This is a genomic window from Cohnella algarum (genome assembly GCF_016937515.1).
GTDB lineage: Bacteria > Bacillota > Bacilli > Paenibacillales > Paenibacillaceae > Cohnella > Cohnella algarum.
Genome location: NZ_JAFHKM010000002.1, coordinates 3,635,906 through 3,652,768 on the forward strand (window position 1 = coordinate 3,635,906; position 16,863 = coordinate 3,652,768).

At 58.9% G+C, this 16,863-nt stretch carries 11 protein-coding genes; 7 read left to right on the forward strand and 4 right to left on the reverse strand.

What is annotated here, in order from left to right; all coding sequences use genetic code 11:
• Positions 1-432: 432 nt before the first annotated feature.
• Entirely contained in the window at positions 433-1,584 is a 1,152-nt protein-coding gene (locus JW799_RS28765) for a methyl-accepting chemotaxis protein (RefSeq protein WP_240353314.1), read from the reverse strand.
• Entirely contained in the window at positions 1,503-2,489 is a 987-nt protein-coding gene (locus JW799_RS28770; RefSeq protein ID WP_240353315.1) for a cache domain-containing protein, read from the reverse strand. Before JW799_RS28770 ends, JW799_RS28765 begins: the two co-directional genes overlap by 82 nt.
• A gap of 205 nt (positions 2,490-2,694) precedes the next feature.
• Here JW799_RS28770 and JW799_RS16275 point away from each other — a divergent pair, with 205 nt between their 5' ends.
• Positions 2,695-4,860: an ABC transporter transmembrane domain-containing protein gene (locus JW799_RS16275; RefSeq protein ID WP_205430675.1), complete on the forward strand. Its 2,166-nt coding sequence runs from the start codon at positions 2,695-2,697 to the stop codon at positions 4,858-4,860.
• A gap of 87 nt (positions 4,861-4,947) precedes the next feature.
• On the opposite strand, the gene JW799_RS16280 is transcribed toward JW799_RS16275, so the two are convergent.
• Positions 4,948-5,856, reverse strand: coding sequence for a LysR family transcriptional regulator (locus JW799_RS16280; RefSeq protein ID WP_080834242.1), 909 nt, complete (start codon positions 5,854-5,856; stop codon positions 4,948-4,950).
• 211 nt (positions 5,857-6,067) lie between these two features.
• On the opposite strand from JW799_RS16280, the gene JW799_RS16285 reads away from it, so the two are divergent.
• Genes JW799_RS16285 through JW799_RS16300 form a run of 4 tightly spaced genes read left to right on the forward strand, consistent with a single transcriptional unit; the run spans position 6,068 to position 10,671 of the window.
• On the forward strand, positions 6,068-7,201 hold the full coding sequence (locus JW799_RS16285; protein WP_205430676.1) for an extracellular solute-binding protein: 1,134 nt from the start codon (positions 6,068-6,070) through the stop codon (positions 7,199-7,201).
• 10 nt (positions 7,202-7,211) lie between these two features.
• Positions 7,212-8,921 carry an ABC transporter permease gene (locus JW799_RS16290; protein WP_205430677.1) on the forward strand — a complete coding sequence of 570 codons (1,710 nt, stop codon included), beginning with the start codon at positions 7,212-7,214 and terminating at the stop codon, positions 8,919-8,921.
• A 12-nt stretch (positions 8,922-8,933) separates the two neighbouring features.
• Positions 8,934-10,022 carry an ABC transporter ATP-binding protein gene (locus JW799_RS16295; protein WP_205430679.1) on the forward strand — a complete coding sequence of 363 codons (1,089 nt, stop codon included), beginning with the start codon at positions 8,934-8,936 and terminating at the stop codon, positions 10,020-10,022.
• Positions 10,015-10,671, forward strand: coding sequence for a metallophosphoesterase (locus JW799_RS16300; RefSeq protein ID WP_080834232.1), 657 nt, complete (start codon positions 10,015-10,017; stop codon positions 10,669-10,671). The genes JW799_RS16295 and JW799_RS16300 overlap by 8 nt, the downstream gene beginning before the upstream one ends.
• Positions 10,672-12,424: 1,753 nt before the next feature.
• Here JW799_RS16300 and JW799_RS16305 read toward each other — a convergent pair.
• The gene (locus JW799_RS16305) at positions 12,425-14,455 is read right to left on the reverse strand and encodes an eCIS core domain-containing protein (RefSeq protein ID WP_205430681.1); all 2,031 of its coding nucleotides are present in this window, start codon (positions 14,453-14,455) and stop codon (positions 12,425-12,427) included.
• A 347-nt stretch (positions 14,456-14,802) separates the two neighbouring features.
• On the opposite strand from JW799_RS16305, the gene thpR reads away from it, so the two are divergent.
• Together thpR and JW799_RS16315 are read left to right on the forward strand one after the other, a co-directional pair.
• Entirely contained in the window at positions 14,803-15,333 is a 531-nt protein-coding gene (gene thpR / locus JW799_RS16310; protein WP_205430684.1) for an RNA 2',3'-cyclic phosphodiesterase, read from the forward strand.
• An 11-nt stretch (positions 15,334-15,344) separates the two neighbouring features.
• Positions 15,345-16,844 carry a 5'-nucleotidase C-terminal domain-containing protein gene (locus JW799_RS16315; protein WP_205430686.1) on the forward strand — a complete coding sequence of 500 codons (1,500 nt, stop codon included), beginning with the start codon at positions 15,345-15,347 and terminating at the stop codon, positions 16,842-16,844.
• The last annotated feature ends 19 nt before the right edge of the window (positions 16,845-16,863 follow it).

Sequence of the window (16,863 nt, forward strand, 5' to 3'; positions counted from 1 at the left end):
GATGGAGACTTGGCGAGGATAGGCGATGCTGGGGTCGGCCTAGGTTGGATTCGGTCGATGATGGTTTCGGCCGATGATGGATTTGGACTATGTTGGAGTCAGCCTATGTTGGATTTTATCCAACCGCCGGGGCGAGAAATGAGAAATTTCCGGTCTACAGTGGATTTTATCCAACGAAGATCGCAAATTTCGGACGGAATCATCAAAAAGGCCTCTCTTGATTGGACAAAATCCAGCGAAAGACGATGTGGGAAGCGAATAGGTCTCTCCTGATTGGACGAAATCCAACGAAGACAACGGGGGAGCAGAAGGGCCGCTTCTTCATTGAATGAAATCCGGCGGCGCCAATCCGGCATCACATTCTTTGTTTGCTGCCCGGCATTTAAACGTTAAAAAACCACCCGATGCGGGTGGTTTTTTGACAGCTTGACGTCACTCCGTCTTGAATTTCCCCGCCGCTTCCGCCAGCTCCTTCGTCAAGGAATCGATCGTCTCGACCATGCTGGCCAGCTGCTGCACCATCGCGGACTGCTCTTCCATCGTCGCCGTCACTTCTTCCACCGAGGCGGAAACTTCTTCTCCGGTAGCGGACAAGCTCTGGACGGAACCGAGCACGTCGTCCTTGTCGCCCGACATCGATGCGACTTCTTCGGCCATCCCCTTGATTTGCTCCGTAATTTCGCCGACGTTTTGGAAAATGGCGCGGAACGCTTCCCTTGCCTCTTCCACATAACGATCCTGCAAGCTCGACAATTCGCGGATTTCGTTTACGATATTATGGTTTCGGGCGACAAAAGAGATGTTCTGCTGGATAATATCGTGAATTTCGTTCGACTGCCGGGAGCTTTGCTCCGCCAGCTTGCGGATTTCCGTCGCGACGACGGCGAAGCCGCGTCCGTGCTCGCCCGCTCTCGAAGCCTCGATCGAGGCGTTCAAGGCCAGCAAATTCGTCTGCCCCGCGATATCCGCGATCGCCTCGGTGATGGAGCCGATGCTGTGGGAGCTCTCCTGCAGGTTTTTCGTAATTTCGCTGATTTTCAGCACTTCTTGCTCGTTCCGGTCCTTCGCTTCCGCCAGTTCTTCCATCACCTTGTTGCCGGAGTGGAACACGTCCACGATTTGTTCGGCCCGCTCCTTAATAGCGTTTGCCTGCTCCGAGAGGAAGCCGAACCGGACGCCGAATCCGGAAAACTTATCGACGATTTTCTCGGTGTCCTTCGCCTGCGACTCCATCGCGTTCGCGATTTCCGTGCTTGTTTTCGCCGTCTCCATTGCGGAGGTCGACGTTTGCTTGGCCGTTTGATCCAATTCGTAGGTGCTGGTGTTCAAAACCCGAATCGAACGGTTCATGTTCGAAATGAGAGCTTTATTTTGCTCCGCCATTCGATTGAAGCTGTCGGCCAGGTCCTTGAATTCGCCGCCGTAGTTGCCCTCGGCCTTTACCGTCAAGTCTCCGCTTGCAAGCCGGCCGAACAAGCCGTTCAATCGAACGAGCGGTTTCGTCATGTAACGGGAGAGCAAAATGCCCGCCGCGATCGCCACGACGAGCGCAATGATCGTAATAGCGACGACCCCGGTAAGCATGCTCTCAAGCGGCCGATTGATATCTTCGTAAGTGTCGGATACGACGACGACCCAATCCGCATTCGGAATTTTCGTGAAACGTATGTAGGTATCTTCGGAATCGATATCCCCTGAATGATGTTCCCGGATGCCCGCTCGGCCAAAAATTCCGCGATGCCTTCCCCCTCGACCGGCTTTCCCTCCTGGCTCGGGTCCATCGAATGATAGAGCGTAATGCCGGACCGGCTCAGGATCGTCACATAGCCTTCTTCGTTAATTTTAACGTTTTTCAATTTATCGGTAAAAAAGTCGGTGCTGACGGTGGCGATAAACACGCCCATCACGCGATCGTTCGGATCTTTCACCGGTTGGGCGAACGTCACGACCAAATTGTTCGTGCCCCGGGAGATCAGGGCGTCGCTTATGACGCGGTTTCCTTCCATCGCCTGTTGAAAGTATTCGCGGTCGGACAGGTCAAGCTGGAGCGAACCGTCGTTCGAGCTTGCCACGATGGTGCCCCGGCCGTCAATCAGGCTGAACGATTCGATGCCGGAAGTGCCTTGCAGGCTGGTTTTCAGCGTGTCGATGGCTTGCTGGAGATAAGGATTTGCCGCGGAGAAAAACTGGGCGTCGCTTTTTCCGGAATTCCGGTAATTCAGCAATTCGTTGTACGTGTCATGGGCCGATGCCAAATAAATGGATTGCTCCTGCAGTTGAACGGCCGACCACAAGCCTTCTCCGATCCGATCCCCGTTCGAGGCCATCTCTTCTTTGGCCTCCTTCGTCAGGACCGCCGATCCGGAAAAATAGAGCGAAACGCTCGTTCCCAGCAGCACGATGACGATGAGAAGGGTGATAAACAAAGGAAGCTTTACTTTCAGAGATACGCTTTTCCAATGAAATTTCTCTTTTTTGGTGACGTTCATGATGTCTTCGCTCCTAGTATTAGTGTTAGCCCCTCTATATATCGGCATTGACGAAGGCAGTCTGAACAGGCTTTTTTGATACCGATAAAAGTCGAAGCTGTCGGAAAATTCCCGGATCATGCCGAACGGCAAATGCCGATTTCGTTTACACCCGGAACGATGTACGGTAAGCTGAAATCGAGGGGTACCGGGAGGCGGTTGTCGAGTGAAGTTTGCAAGAAGCATCATGAAGCATGTCCTTGAGCACAAGCTGTTGCTTTGCATTTTTTTGATTAGCGTCGTTCTCGAAGTGGCCTATGCGGTAGCCGCGCCCGTCAGCCTGCAGTACCTGGTGGACGAAGCGTTCGTGCCGAAAAATTTCGACGCGTTTTTGATCATCCTGGGCGTTCTGCTCGGCGGGGGATTTCTCAGCGTTTGCGCCAACTTTGCCGGCGACTTTTCGCTCGGCAAGCTGAGCGGAGAAGCGATTCGAAAGCTGCGGGGCGAGCTGTTCGCCCATTTGCAAAAACAATCGTTCCCGTTTTATCAGCGCTACCGGATCGGCGACCTGGTCACCCGTTTTTCGGCCGACATGGGCTCGATCGAACGGGTCATCCGCGGTTCTTTTCCGTTGTTTTTGCGGGATTCGCTTTCCGCATTGCTGGGACTTGCGATGCTGTTCTCCATTGAGTGGAAGCTGACGCTCGCCGTCATGGCCGGCTCCGTGCTGATGTTCGCGGGCCCCAAGCTGGTGCAGCGCCGCGCGGAAACGGCCAACTCGAACTATAAGGAAGCGCAGGAGCGTTTTGCCAATACGATCGATGAAATGGTGAAGGGCCACGGGACGATCCGAAACCTGCACCAGCAGACCCGGTTCCGGGAGCTCGCCGCCCGGCAAATCCGGGAGCTGTTTTCGTTCGGCCTGAAAGTGCATGTTGCGAATTCCCTGATGGAAAGGCTGCCTCTGGTTGCATTGCTTGCGTTAAACGGGCTCATGATCGGTTTCGGCGGCTATCTGATTTTTAACGATCAAATGACGGTCGGCGGCTTTATGGCGTTTTTTACGTTGTTTATGAGCGTCGGACAGTCCGTCTCGAACTTGTCCTACTTGATTCCGAATCTGATCGAATCCGGGGTCAGCTTTCGCCGAATCGGAGACATATTCGAACAGAAGCCGTCCGTTCCGGAGGCGTCCGACCCGTTCGCGCTTCCCGGTTTCGCCGCGTCCATCCGGATGGATCGGGTAACCTTCGGCTACGACGGCCAAGCCGATCAATTGAAGGACGTCAGCCTCGACATCGCGGCCGGAAGCTACGTGGCGTTCGTCGGCCCGAGCGGTTCGGGCAAAAGCACCGCGCTGCAGCTGCTGGCCCGTTTTTACGATCCGCGGGAGGGGGCGGTTTTCGTTGACGGCTGCGATTTGCGGAACGTCGGCGAAGCCTCCCTGAGAAGGGCGGTCACGATGGTGACGCAGGACACCTTTTTGTTTCATGCGACGGTTCGGGACAATTTGGTTTTGGACAACGCGGAGCTCACGGAAGAGGACATGATCGAAGCCGCCAAACTGGCGCGCATCCACGACATCGTCGCGGGCTGGCCGGAGGGATACGACACCTGGATTCACCGGGAAGGCGGCTCCCTGTCGGGCGGCGAACGCCAGCGGCTCGCCATCGCCAGGGCGCTTCTTCGGAATCCCCAGATTCTGCTGCTGGACGAAGCGACGTCCGCGCTCGATCCGGCGGCCGAGGCCGACATTAACGGGCTGATCGATAACCGCCTCCGGGGCAAAACGATCGTCTCCGTTACCCATCGGCTTGCATCCGTCGTCAACGCCGATAACATCTACGTATTCAACGAAGGCCGGATCGTCGAATCCGGAACGCACGCCGAGCTGTTGCGGCTTGGCGGATTGTATGCCGATTTGTGGGACAAGCAGAACGGGTTTCGCCTGTCGAGGGACGGCCTGCGCGCCTCGGTCGACGCGGAGCGGCTGGCCCGGCTGCCGTTTTTCGCGGGAATCGACCTCGGGCTGCTCGGCAGCATCGCGGAGCTGTTCGAGAGCGAAACGTGCCGGGAAGGGACGGAGCTCGTGCGGGAAGGAGACGAGGGCCGCCAATTTTACATTATCGTTCGCGGGAAATTCGAAGTCGCGAAGACGATCGCCGGAGGAGGCGAGAAACGGGTGGCGGTGCTGCAGGACGGCGATCATTTCGGCGAAATCGCCCTGCTGAAAAAGATCCCCCGTACGGCAACCGTCAGGTCGCTCGTTCCGTCGATGCTGCTGACGGTGCGGAGGGAGTCGTTCCACCGATTGATCGAAGAGCATCCGCAGTTGCAGCAGACGCTGGAGCGGACGCTGCTCGAGCGCACAACCCCGAGGATTTCGCGATAAAGCCGGTTTTGATTGGACAAAGTCGGACAAAATCCACGGAAGCTCTGCCGCACCGCGCTCATCGATGAAGTGTCGGCTAACGGCCGGTCAGTCGGCCAACGCCGTAGTCGCCCAGCGCTCCTCCATCGCCTGCCAGAACATTCGCATCGCGGGGGTGACAAGCTTGTTTCGGTGGCGCACGGCATAAATATGCCGATTGGCGGACCAGCCGGGAATGTTCCGCGACCGCAGCTTGCCTTCGGCCACCTCCGTCCGAACGCAGGCGCCGGCGATCATGCCGAAGCCGATCCGGTGCAGGACGGCCGCCTTGAGCGCTTCGGAGCCGGATACCTCCATCGTCGTCTCGAGCGCCACGCCGTTTGCCGCCGCCCAGTCGTCGATCAGCTTGCGGCTAATCGATCCCTTCTCGTGGGAAACGAAGGGATGCGCGGTCAACGTTTCGGGCGAAACGTCCCCGGCTTCGGCCAGCGGATGCTCCGGATGAAAGACGAGCATCAGATCGTCCCGCGTCAGCGGTAGCGCGACAAGATCGGGATCCTCGATCAGCGTCTGCGAAATGATGCCCAAATCGAGCTCGTATTGCTTGATTTTCTCCAGAATAAACGACGCGGGCCGGACATCGAGCAGGATCGACAGCCGGGGATAATCGCGTTTGAGCCGTCCCAGCAGCGGCGGCAGCATGTACGTGGCCGGCGTGTGCGTGCTTCCGATCGACAGCTTCCCCATTTGAAACCCTCTGTACACTTCCATCGTCGACTCCGCTTCCGAGGACAAGGCGCTGATTTGCGATGCGTAATGGTAGAAGGCCTCCCCGGCTTCCGTCAGCCGGATGACGTGGTACGATTTCGTGTGAAACAGCGATACGCCCAGTTCCTCCTGCAGCTTGTTCAGATGGAACGTGACGGTAGGCTGGGTAATGTCCAGCTTTTGCGCCACCAAATAAAGCTTTTGAAGCTCGACGGCGAGAACGAACGCTTTCAACTGCTGCAGATTCATGGAAATTTCTCCTTTCGGACGGGTCCTCTCAATAAATTCTCTATACGCTTGCTTTCTTGATCATAGATAATATGAATCTTAACTTATATTTCATAGATTTGATTTAACTTCGTGTTAACGCGGGGTTAATTCATCGAAAATCCGCCGCTTGTACACTGAAGAGGAGATCGGGAAGGGAACCCGATAATCGCTTCAACAAACGGAGGGTGACATGAAAACGAAACAAGGAAACAAGGGTCATCTGCTGGCGGCGCTGATGGCGGCCGTTCTGCTGCTTTCGGCTTGCGGGGCCGGCAACGGAAATTCGAACGCGGGCGGTTCGGGAACGGGCGCGCAGAGCGCTTCCCCGAGCGCGTCGCCGAGCGCTTCCCAGGAGGCGCAAGGAGCCGCGGCAAGCGGCGAGGCTTCCGAAGATACCGGGGAGACGATTTACTTGTACGGCAACGATTTCGTCGACTTTATCGCGCCGAAGTTTGCCGAGGAGACCGGCTACAAGATCGAAGCCGTACATTACGGCGGCGGCGAAGCGCTGGCCAAAATCGAGGCCGAGCAAGGCAATCCGCAGTGGGACGTGCTTATGATGGACGGGCACGGGTCCGTCCGCAGCCTCGCCGACCGCGACTTTCTGCTGACGGGCTGGCAGCCGGACAATCTCGGCAGCCTGTCCGAAACCGGGGCTTCGCACGTGCCGGAGGATCTGGCCTACTTCCCGGTCGGCATTCACGCCTCGGGCGTCATCGCCTACAACACGAAGCTCGTAACCGACGACAAGGCGCCGAAAACGTGGGACGAGTTTTTCGCGTTCGAAGGCACGGTCGGCCACGCCGATCCGGCGGTGGCGGCTCCCGCGTACCCGCTCGTTTCCGCCCTGTTTGAAAAATGGGGAATCGAGGAGGCGGAGCGGAAGTACGAGCAGCGCTTCAAGGACGGAATGAACATTTATCCGAAAAACGGTCCGGTCGGCAACGCCCTGCTCAGCGGGGAAATTCAGGCAGCGGCCCTTCAGGAGCATAACGCATACGAACTGAAGCTGTCGGGAGAGCCGGTCGAGGTCATCTGGCCGGAGGAAGGCGCGCCGGGAAGCTTGCGGGTCGTCGCCATCAGCAAGCACACGAAAAACCCGGCCGCGGCCAAGGCGTTCGTCGAGTACATGCTGAAGCCGGAAACGCAGCGGATGATGACGGAAATCGAATCGACGGAAAGCTTTTTCACCCCGCTCGCCGAAGGCGTGGAAGGAAGAAGCGAGCGCGAGGCGGACGGCAAATTCCTGCTGCCGTCGGCCGAATGGGCGGCGGAGCACGAGGTGGAGATCAAAACGTGGTTCGCGGATCAAAACGTAAAGTAGGAGCCATGCGATGAAAGCCTCGGAAGCGCGCTGGGGAGGCGGGGTCACCCTCCTCCTGTTTCTATTTATTTTTTTGCCGCTGCTTGCCGTATTGATCAATGTCGTCTTTCCGGGCTTTTTCTTCGGGAAGTTCGAATACGGGGGCTTCGGGCTCGTCGGCGAAATTTTCCATCGCCCGTTGTGGCGGCAGTCGTTATGGAACTCGCTGCTGCTCGCCCTAGGCGCCGCCACGCTCGGCACCGTCATCGGCGGCGCGCTCGCCACCGTCCGCGCGCGTTGGAACTTCGCCGCGGGACGATTGCTGGATACGGCGGCATGGCTGCTGCTGATCGCGCCTTCGTTCATGATCGCCCAAGGCTGGGTGCTGTTCGCCAGCGCGGACGGCCTCGTTCACCAGTGGCTCGGCTGGACCTGGGCGACGTCGTTTATTTTTTCGCCGTCCGGGCTCGTGTTTGTCATGGCGCTCAGCAAATTTCCGCTGGCGTATCTCGCGATCGTAGCGGCGACGGAATGGAACGTCCGGCAGTTCGGCCAGGCGGCTCGGCTGAACGGCGCCAAGCCGTTTTCCGTCTGGAGGACGATTGAGCTTCCGCTCGCCCTGCCGTCCTTCCTTGCGGGCTGGACGCTCGTGTTCATGGATACGATCGGCGATTTCGGCCTTCCGGCCGCTTTGGCCACCGTCTACAAATTTCCGACGCTGACCTATTCCATTTACTCGGCGATATACCAGTCGCCCGTCCGCTTCGACATGGCGGGGGTGCTCGCCTTTTATCTCGTCGTGCTGCTCGCGCTCGCGATGACGCTGCTGCTGTTTGCCGTCCGGCGTTCGCGGTTCGATTTTCTGAACGCCAAAGCGGTCCGAACCGCGCAGGAAAAACCGCGGCACGCCTGGGCGTACAACGGGGCGGTCGGCGCCTTCCTGCTTGTCTGCCTCGGCGTTCCGATCGGATCGAGCGCCGCCGTGTCGCTCCTGAAGCGAACGGGAGAGGGATTCGCCGCGAACAACCTGACGCTGGAGCATTACCGAAGCCTGTTCGCGGGCGTCGCGGGCGACCACCGGCTGCTCGGCTATCTGGAAGGTCTGTACCATTCGCTTTCGATCGCCGCCGTCGCGGCCGTGTTCAGCATGCTGATCGGGTTCGTCACGGCCTATGTGCTGAGCTTTACCGAGTCCCGGTTCAAATCGGCGCTGCAGCTGTTTTCGGTCGTATCGCTGGCCGTTCCGGGCGTCGTGCTGGGCATCGGCTACATTTTTATCTGGAACCAGAAATGGCTGGAGCCGATTGGCCTCCATCTGTACGGCACCCCGGCGCTGCTCGTCGTCGCCGGAATTGCCGGCGCCATTCCTTACGCCGTCCGAGTGCAGATGGGCGCGTTCGGCACGCTGTCGGGCACGATGCTCAAGGCCGCGGCCATCCAGGGCGCCGGCGTGTTCGACCGGATGCGGCATATCGTGCTGCCGCTTGTGCGGCAGTCGCTGCTCATGGCGACGCTGGCGTCGTTCGGCACGAGCATTTTCGATCTGGCGCTGGCGTCGATGCTGAAGCCGGCCAATTATTCGCTGATGCCGCTTGTCATCGACAAAGCGTTCGAATTTTCCCAGTACGGCTATGCGACCGCCGCGACCGTCGTCAGCTGCGCGATCGTCGTGCTGTTGATCCTGGCGCTGCAGACGGCCGGACGCTGGCTGTTCCGCCGCCTGGACCGAAACCGTCTTTAGGAGGACAACCGATTGAGTGCGATTTTAAAACTGAAAGGCGTTTCGAAAGCGTACGGAACGCAGCAGGTGCTGAAGCCGATTTCGTTCGAGGTCGGGGAGGGGGAGCGCATCTGCATTCTCGGCCCTTCCGGCTGCGGCAAATCGACGCTGCTCCAGCTCGTGGCCGGGCTTGCCCGCATCGACGAGGGCGAAATCGAAATGAACGGCGTCGTCGTGGAACGGGGGAACCATTATGTGCCGCCCGAAAACCGTCCGATCAACATGGTGTTTCAGGATTACGCGCTATGGCCGCATATGTCGATCCGGCAAAATATCGAGTACGGCATGAAGCGGAGGAAGGTGCCGAAGGGCGACATGGAAAACCGGCTGCGCCGGCTCCAATCGCTGCTGAAGCTGGACGGGCTGCTGGAACGGCTGCCGGCTCAGCTGTCCGGCGGCCAGCAGCAGCGGGTCGGCATCGCCCGGGCGCTGGCGACGGAGCCGAGGCTGCTGCTGATGGACGAGCCGCTGTCCAACCTGGACGTCAAGCTTCGGACGGATATGCGAAGCGAGCTGGCCGGCCTGCTCGGCGACTTGTCCATCGCCACCCTGTACGTGACGCACGACCGGATGGAGGCGTTTACGATCGCCAACCGGATTCTCGTGCTGCGGGAAGGCGGCATCGATCAGATCGGCAGCCCGTCCGAGCTGTTCGAGCGCCCGGCGACCCCTTGGGTGGCTCAATTGATGGGCTATCACAACCGGTTGAAGGTCCGGTTCGGAGATGCCGCGGATTCGGTCGTCCTGGCGGCGGGCCGGCCGGTCGAGGGCGTGCGAATGACGCCCGGCGCCTACGCAGGCGCCGGCGTCATGATGCTGCATCCGGAATCGATTTTCGTATGCGAAGGTTCCGCGTCGGACGGCGGGAACCGGCTCGAAGCGAAGGCGATTCGGGCGATCTACGAGGGGACGAGGTGGCGCCTGATCGTCGAGACGGCCGACGGACAGCCGCTCCATCTGTTCCATGACGAAAGGGTGGAGCCGGACGCGCGGCTGACGCTTCGTTTGCCCGCGCAAAGCGTCATGCTGTACGCGGATCCGGCTCGTTCGGCGGATGGGTAGGCTGTTCGCGGCGTCCGACATCCACGGGCACGGGCACCTGCTGGAATGCCTGCTGGACCGGGCGGGGTACGTGCCGGGAACGGACCGGCTGATCCTGCTGGGCGATTACGTCAACAAAGGTCCGGATTCGGCGGGTACCTTGGATCTGGTGCACCGGCTGTGCGCCGAAGGGGCGGTCGCGCTGCAGGGCAACAATGAGCGCAAATGGCTTGCGGGCGTGCCGGTCGCGACCGTTCCGGATGGGCTGGCGGCGGCACGTTATCGCCGTTTTATCGCCGGCATGCCGCTGTGGACGGAGGACGACGGTTTTTTGTTCGTGCACGCCGGCTTGCGTCCGGGCATTCCCCCGGGGGATCAAACGCCGGAGGATTTGACGGAAATCCGGGAGCCGTTTTTCCGCTCCCCCGCTATTCCGGGCAAAATGGTCGTGTTCGGCCATACGTCGACTTACCGCTTCGGCCTCAGGCCGGACGAGCTTTGGCTCGGAGACGGCAAGCTCGGCATCGACACGGGGGCCGGTCACGGCCTTTTTTTGAGCCTGGTCGAATTGAGCGAGGGCTTGCAGTGGACGGTTTCCGTCTCGCCTCCGTATGCGGTCAGGCAGGTTCGACTGCGGCGGCCGCCGTTGAGCGCAAAAGGAACTTATTAGCGGCCGAAACGGTCCGTTATTCGGGGCATCGCCGAAAAAAGGTAACTAACGGCGTAAGTAGGCCGTTAATTCGTTTAAGCGAGGCCGAAATCGGCCCGGCAACGGGAATAACGGTCGCTAGAGGCCGTTATTTGCGAAAAATCCCGCACTGCGAGCAAATAACGGCACCTGAAGGCCGTTAATTCGTTTGAGCGAGACCGAAATCGGCCCGGCAATGGGAATAACGGTCGCTAGAGGCCGTTATTTGGGAAAAATTCCGCAGTGCGAGCAAATAACGGCGCCCGGAGGCCGCTAATTCGCTTGAGCGAATTTATATGAAATTTCGAACAAGCCGGCCGAAATTCGGAGTCCGAAGGGTGAGTTTGTATGAAATTTCGCACAAAACGGCCGGAATTCGAAGTCCGGAGGCGGATTTTGTATGAAATTTCGAACAAAACGGCCGGAATTCGGAGTCCGGAGGCGGATTTTGTATGAAATTTCGAACAAAACGGCCGGAATTCGGAGTCTGGAGGGGATTTTGTATGAAATTTCGAACAAATCGGCCGGAATTCGGAGTCCGGAGGGGGATTTTGTATGAAATTTCGAACAAAACGGCCGGAATTCGGAGTCTGGAGGGGGATTTTGTATGAAATTTCGAACAAAACGGCCGGAATTCGGAGTCTGGAGGGGGATTTTGTATGAAATTTCGAACAAAACGGCCGGAATTCGGAGTCTGGAGGGGGATTTTGTATGAAATTTCGAACAAAACGGCCGGAATTCGGAGTCTGGAGGGGGATTTTGTATGAAATTTCGAACAAAACGGCCGGAATTCGGAGTCCGGAGGGGGATTCTGTATGAAATTTCGAACAAAACGGCCGGAATTCGGAGTCTGGAGGGGGGGTTGTATGAAATTTCGAACAAATTGCCCGGGATTCGGAGTCCGAAGGGAGAGTTTGTATGAAATTCGAACATAGTGGGTTGCCAGCCGTCCCAAACTACGCGCGTGAATGTCGACACTCTCCGCTCAATCCTTAGCTGGAAGTCAAGACCTTCAACTGCTTCTCTTGGTAGGCTCCCGTACCCGTTAACGCATAAACTATGCAATCGCACGACCAATCCTCGCACGGTACGGGATGCGACCAAGAGCATGAGATCGACGCAAGCACTCTGCGTACAAAACGGCGCCTTCAGATGCTTTAGGCACAGCTCGGCGTATTACATCGACGCAGACGCTTTGCGCGCAAAACTGTATCTTGGGCTAAGTACCGTGCGGCGATACGCCGTTACAAATTACGAAGTAGCGAAACGGTCGAGCTGCTGCAGCAGCTCGCAGCCGTGCCCATCCCGTACCGTTCACCACCCCGCCGCAGCTTTAAAAGCCGCTTTCGTACCGACTACCCTGCCGCATGCTGCCTGTGCCCGTCGCAACCGTGCCGCAGCCCGTACTGTTTCCGCCATTCCCCAGCCAAACCGCCGACCAACAACCATGCCGCCTGTGCCCGTCGCAACCGTGCCGCAGCCCGTACTGTTTCCACCATTCCCCAGCCAAACCGCCGACCAACAACCATGCCGCCTGTGCCCGTCGCAACCGTGCCGCAGCCCGTACTGTTTCCACCATTCCCCAGCCAAACCGCCGACCAACAACCATGCCGCCGTGCTTTCGCTTTCGCTAGCCGCCGTACCCCGACTTTTCCGCTGGACTTCGGCCTTTCCGCCGTGCCCGGCCCTTCGCCGTACCGCCGCCCCTTCGCCGTTCCGCCATCCCGCGGCCGCCTCAGCCTACCGCTTCCTTCATTCGGCCGTAATAGCTGGAATGGTCGTTGTCGAAGCTTTTGTGCTCGTCCAGCATGCCTTTGGCCGTCGCGTCGTTCCATTCGTCGGGATCGAGCAGCCGCGTCTTCTCTTGCTTCAAATGCTCCTGCAGGCCGTGAAGACGGCTGAGCAGCGCATCCATTTCCTCCGGGCTGAGCAGATCCTCCATGACGGCAACAAGCTCCTCGTCGCGCAGCGCGAGAATTCGCTCGGCCAGCTCCTTGTCCACGAAGCGGCTTATGCCGGGGAATTCCTTCCTCCCTTTGGCGACGGTTTTAATTTTGCCGAACGCCATGTCGTTGTCGATGCCGGTAACCCCGAGCACGCGGCCGCTTTCGTCGAACTGGATGAAAAAGTTGCCGAAGTGCCGGTCGACCTGCATCGCGAGCGCATCGATCAGCTGCAGGCGGGACAGGCAGCGCTGCAGGTTCGAGTCATGCAGATCGATCGCCGGCAGCCCGCCTTCCTGCCCCGGTCCGCTTGCGCCCTCGGCGAGTTGCCCGCCCTTCATCAGCGAACCCGCCTGTTTCCCTTGCGCTTTCAGCATGAAGGTGCCCTTTTGAATTTCGGTTCCCGTGTTGCGCAGCGCGAATTCGGTCCGGGCGATGACCCCGGCGCCGAGCAGCTGATCGAGCCGCGACATGGCCACGTTGCGCTCGGCGAGGCGCGCGCTTTTCAAATCGATGCCCGCATGGTCCCTGGCGACCCAGGCCTCGTCTTCGGCCTTGTTGAATTCGGCCTCGGATGCCGTGGGAGGGAGCTCGTCGCCGGTCAGGATGACGTCTTTCGTTTCCTTGAACACGCCCTCATCCCCGATCCCGCTTTCAAAAAACGAAACGCTGTTTAGATTGCCGCGGTCGACGGCCCCCGTCGCCATCGCGTTATCCAGCTGAACGGTTTTGAACGGGGAGGCGCTCGTGATGAGCTTCCACTTCGGCTTTTTCATTTCCGGATGGCGCTTGTGCTCCTCGACCGTCGACTGGACGGCCAGCTTTTCCATCGGAATCGCGCGTTTCAGCCTTCGCATGTAGGCGGTTTTTTTGTCGGCTTTCTTGTCCGCGATGTATTGCTCCGCCGCGTTCTCGACCGTGGCGTAAAGGCTCATAACGTGCTCTAGCTGATCGTCCATCTCACCGGGAGCTTCCCCGAGAACGGTACCGTCGACATAGCGGTCGAAGGCTTCGATTTTGTCGAGGACGCCGCGGTAACGCGTGCTGTTTTCCTTCAAATTTTCCTTCATCTTGAAGAAGCGGCCGACGCGCGTGCCGGCTACCTTGTTTTTGACGTGCTCTTTCGGAGGGCCGAGCTCGCCGATCACGTCCTGCTTGCTCGGCAAGCGCTGGATCGGCTGCGCTCCCGCCCCTCCGGCCGTCCGAGCCGCGGCCTCGCTGCCCGCGACTCGCTGGATCGCGCCCGCAGCCGGGACGTCGGCGTCGGCGGCCTTGGCCCCCAACTCGTCCGCTTCGCGCTCCAAGGCCGGATCGTCGTTGAGCGGGACGCCGGACGCCGTCGCGCCGGTCGGGACGACGCGGCCCGCCTTTTGCTGCAGCACGTGCGCAAGCTCGTGGCCGAGCATCCGCTGGCCGTCCCGGCTGTGAGGGGCGTACTGCCCCGGAGCGAAATGGATGTCGGTCCCCTGGGCGTAGGCGAGCGCCCCGGCCTGCGTCGCGGATGCGGAATTCGGGTGAATCGCGACATCGGAAAAATCCGCCCCGAACGCGGCTTCCATTTTCGCGAGAACTTCGGCCGGCATGCCGCCGGGTCCGGTTTTTCGCTGCAGCGGAGCCGCTGCTGTCGCGGCTTCGTGCGCGCCGTCCCGCAGCCGCTGCAGGGAAGCCTGGTTCCCCTGAACGGAAAGCCGCTGCATCGCAAGCAGCCGATCGGGCGGGGAGGCGGCCCGCCGTTGAAGCGGCGAGGGACTTGCCTTGCCTAAGCCCGAATAAGGAGAGGAAACGGCCTTGTCGCCGTTTCGGAAAGTACGGGAACGTTCCAAGTTATGCACGCTCTTTTCCTGAATGAACGAATCTGCGGAATCGAATCTATCGACCCCGAATCGACTCTATTATAACTCAACTTGGGCGTATCTGCGGGGCTGCGCGCGCCGAAACGGGGGAGAATTGAATCGAATAAAAAAGGGTTGACAGCGATAAACGGCTGAATTATGATAGTGTAATTTAAAAATTTAGGCATACAAATTTCGATTTCGAAATGCCTTCGCCTTACGACGGACAAGCTTTTGCCCGCCGCGCCTGCAGCGCCGTTTCGAATTCCATTCAACAATTAAATTTACATAGATTTCTTTGACGAACCGAAATAAACACAAACAAGACCCGGGGAGACATGGAGCTATTTGTCGGATTGGATTTTCCGTTCGCCGTGAATCAAGAGCTGGAGCAAATTCAAAAAAGGCTGCGCCGTTTCGACCCGTCGGGCAAATACGAACCTCCGGAAAACTACCACCTGACGCTCCGCTACATCGGGGAGCTGCCGGAGGCGGAATCGGTAACGGCGAACCTCGAACCGATCGAATGCAAGAGGTTCCGGCTGCGGCTTCATGAACTCGGCATGTTCGAAAATCCCGAAAAAACCGTGATCTGGGTCAACGTGACGGGGGAGAACGAGGCGCTGCAAACTCTTCAGCGAAGGATCGACCGCACGCTGACCGACGCGGGCGTCCAGGTGGAGCGGTTCTCCTTCGTTCCCCACATCTCGCTCGCCTATGACTGCCGAACTTCTCTTTCCGATTATTTTTCGTCTTGCGAGGTTACGCCGTTATCCTTTGAGGTATCGGACTTTCATTTGTATGTCGTGCACCGTTCGCCGGAAGGCTCCCGTTTTCGAAAGATCAGAACGTTCAATTTGACGGAATGAGGGATCGGGCGATGAATGAGAAAACGATACCGATTATTTGCATTAACGACTTCCATGCCGAAATTTTCGAAACCGAACATGCTCTCGGAAGCGCCAAGCTCGGCGGGCTGGTGAAGAGCTTCAAGACGGAACACCCGCATGCGATCGTCGTTTTCGGCGGCGACAACTACAAAGGGGATCCCGTGTCGGAGCATCTGTCCGGCGAGCCCGTCACCTATTTGATCAAAAGCCTGGGAGCGAAAGCTTCCGCCGTCGGCAATCACGAATTCGATTTCGATTTGGAAACGATCCGGGGCTGGTCGCGGCAAGGCGATTTTACGTTCGTCGCCGCCAATGTGCTGGACAAGCGGACCGGACGCATCGCCGAAGGGTTCGAGCCCTACGCGATGATCGAGGCCGACGGCGCCAAAATCGCCTTCATCGGGCTTTCTACCGTCGAACAGCTGGACCGGCCCCCCTACCCGGAAGACATTCGCGCGCTGGAAATCGTGAACGGCGCCCGGGAGGCCCGGAAGTGGGTCGCGTTTTTGAACGGCGGGGGAGACCCCCGGGGCAAACCGGACGCGATCGTGGCCCTTACGCACTTCGGCTTGAAGCATACGGCCGACCGGACCGCGCTCATCGGGGAAGAAGCGATCGACCTTTGCCGGCAAGTGCCCGAGTTGGCGGGCGTGTTTACCGCTCACTGGCACCAGTTCATCAGCGCGGATATCGGCGGGATTCCCGTCGTTCAGGGAGGCGGAAACGGCAGGGGCTTTGCCGTATTGACGCTGCGCCTTTCGTCGGAAAATCGGCTCCGGAGCGTAACCCCCGGTTTCGTGGACGGCAGCGGCCGGATCGAAGAAATTCCGGCGGACGAGGACGTGCGGCTGCGAACGGACGAATTCAAGCGGCAAGCGATGAAAACGCTCGGCGCCGTCGTCGGACGGTTAGAGGAGGACATCGTTCATAAATCTCCGGTTACGGCGGAAGTGGATATGGAAGGCACCCCGCTCACCAAGCTGGCGATCGACGTCATGCGCGAACAGACCGGATGCCCCATCGCGATGCTGTATTCGGGCCGAATGGGGCTCGGTCTTCCCAAAGGCGAAGTGACGCTGTACCAGCTTCTCAAGCTGTTTTATTTCAACGACGAAATCGTGACGATGAAGCTCGCGGGCGCGGATCTGATCAAAAACATCGAAAACGGCATCTGCACGCTGCGCCGGGAGCGCGCGTCGCCCCTCGCTTTCGGAGGTCTCCGCGTCGTCGCGGATTACGACAGGCCTTACGGCCGCCGGATCGAATCCGTCGTGCTGGAAAACGGCCAACCGCTCGAGCCCGATCGCGAGTACGACATCGCCGTCGACGAATTTATCGCTTCGAACGAAATGGGCTACGATTTTTCGGCGGGGACGGAGCGGAAGCATACGGGCGTTTTTTTGCGCGACAGGATGATTCGGGCCATCGAGGAGCGGGGCGGGCTCGCGGCCGAGTACCCGGTATACCTGAAAGTGAAAAATAAACAATAGAGAGACATAAGGGAGACGG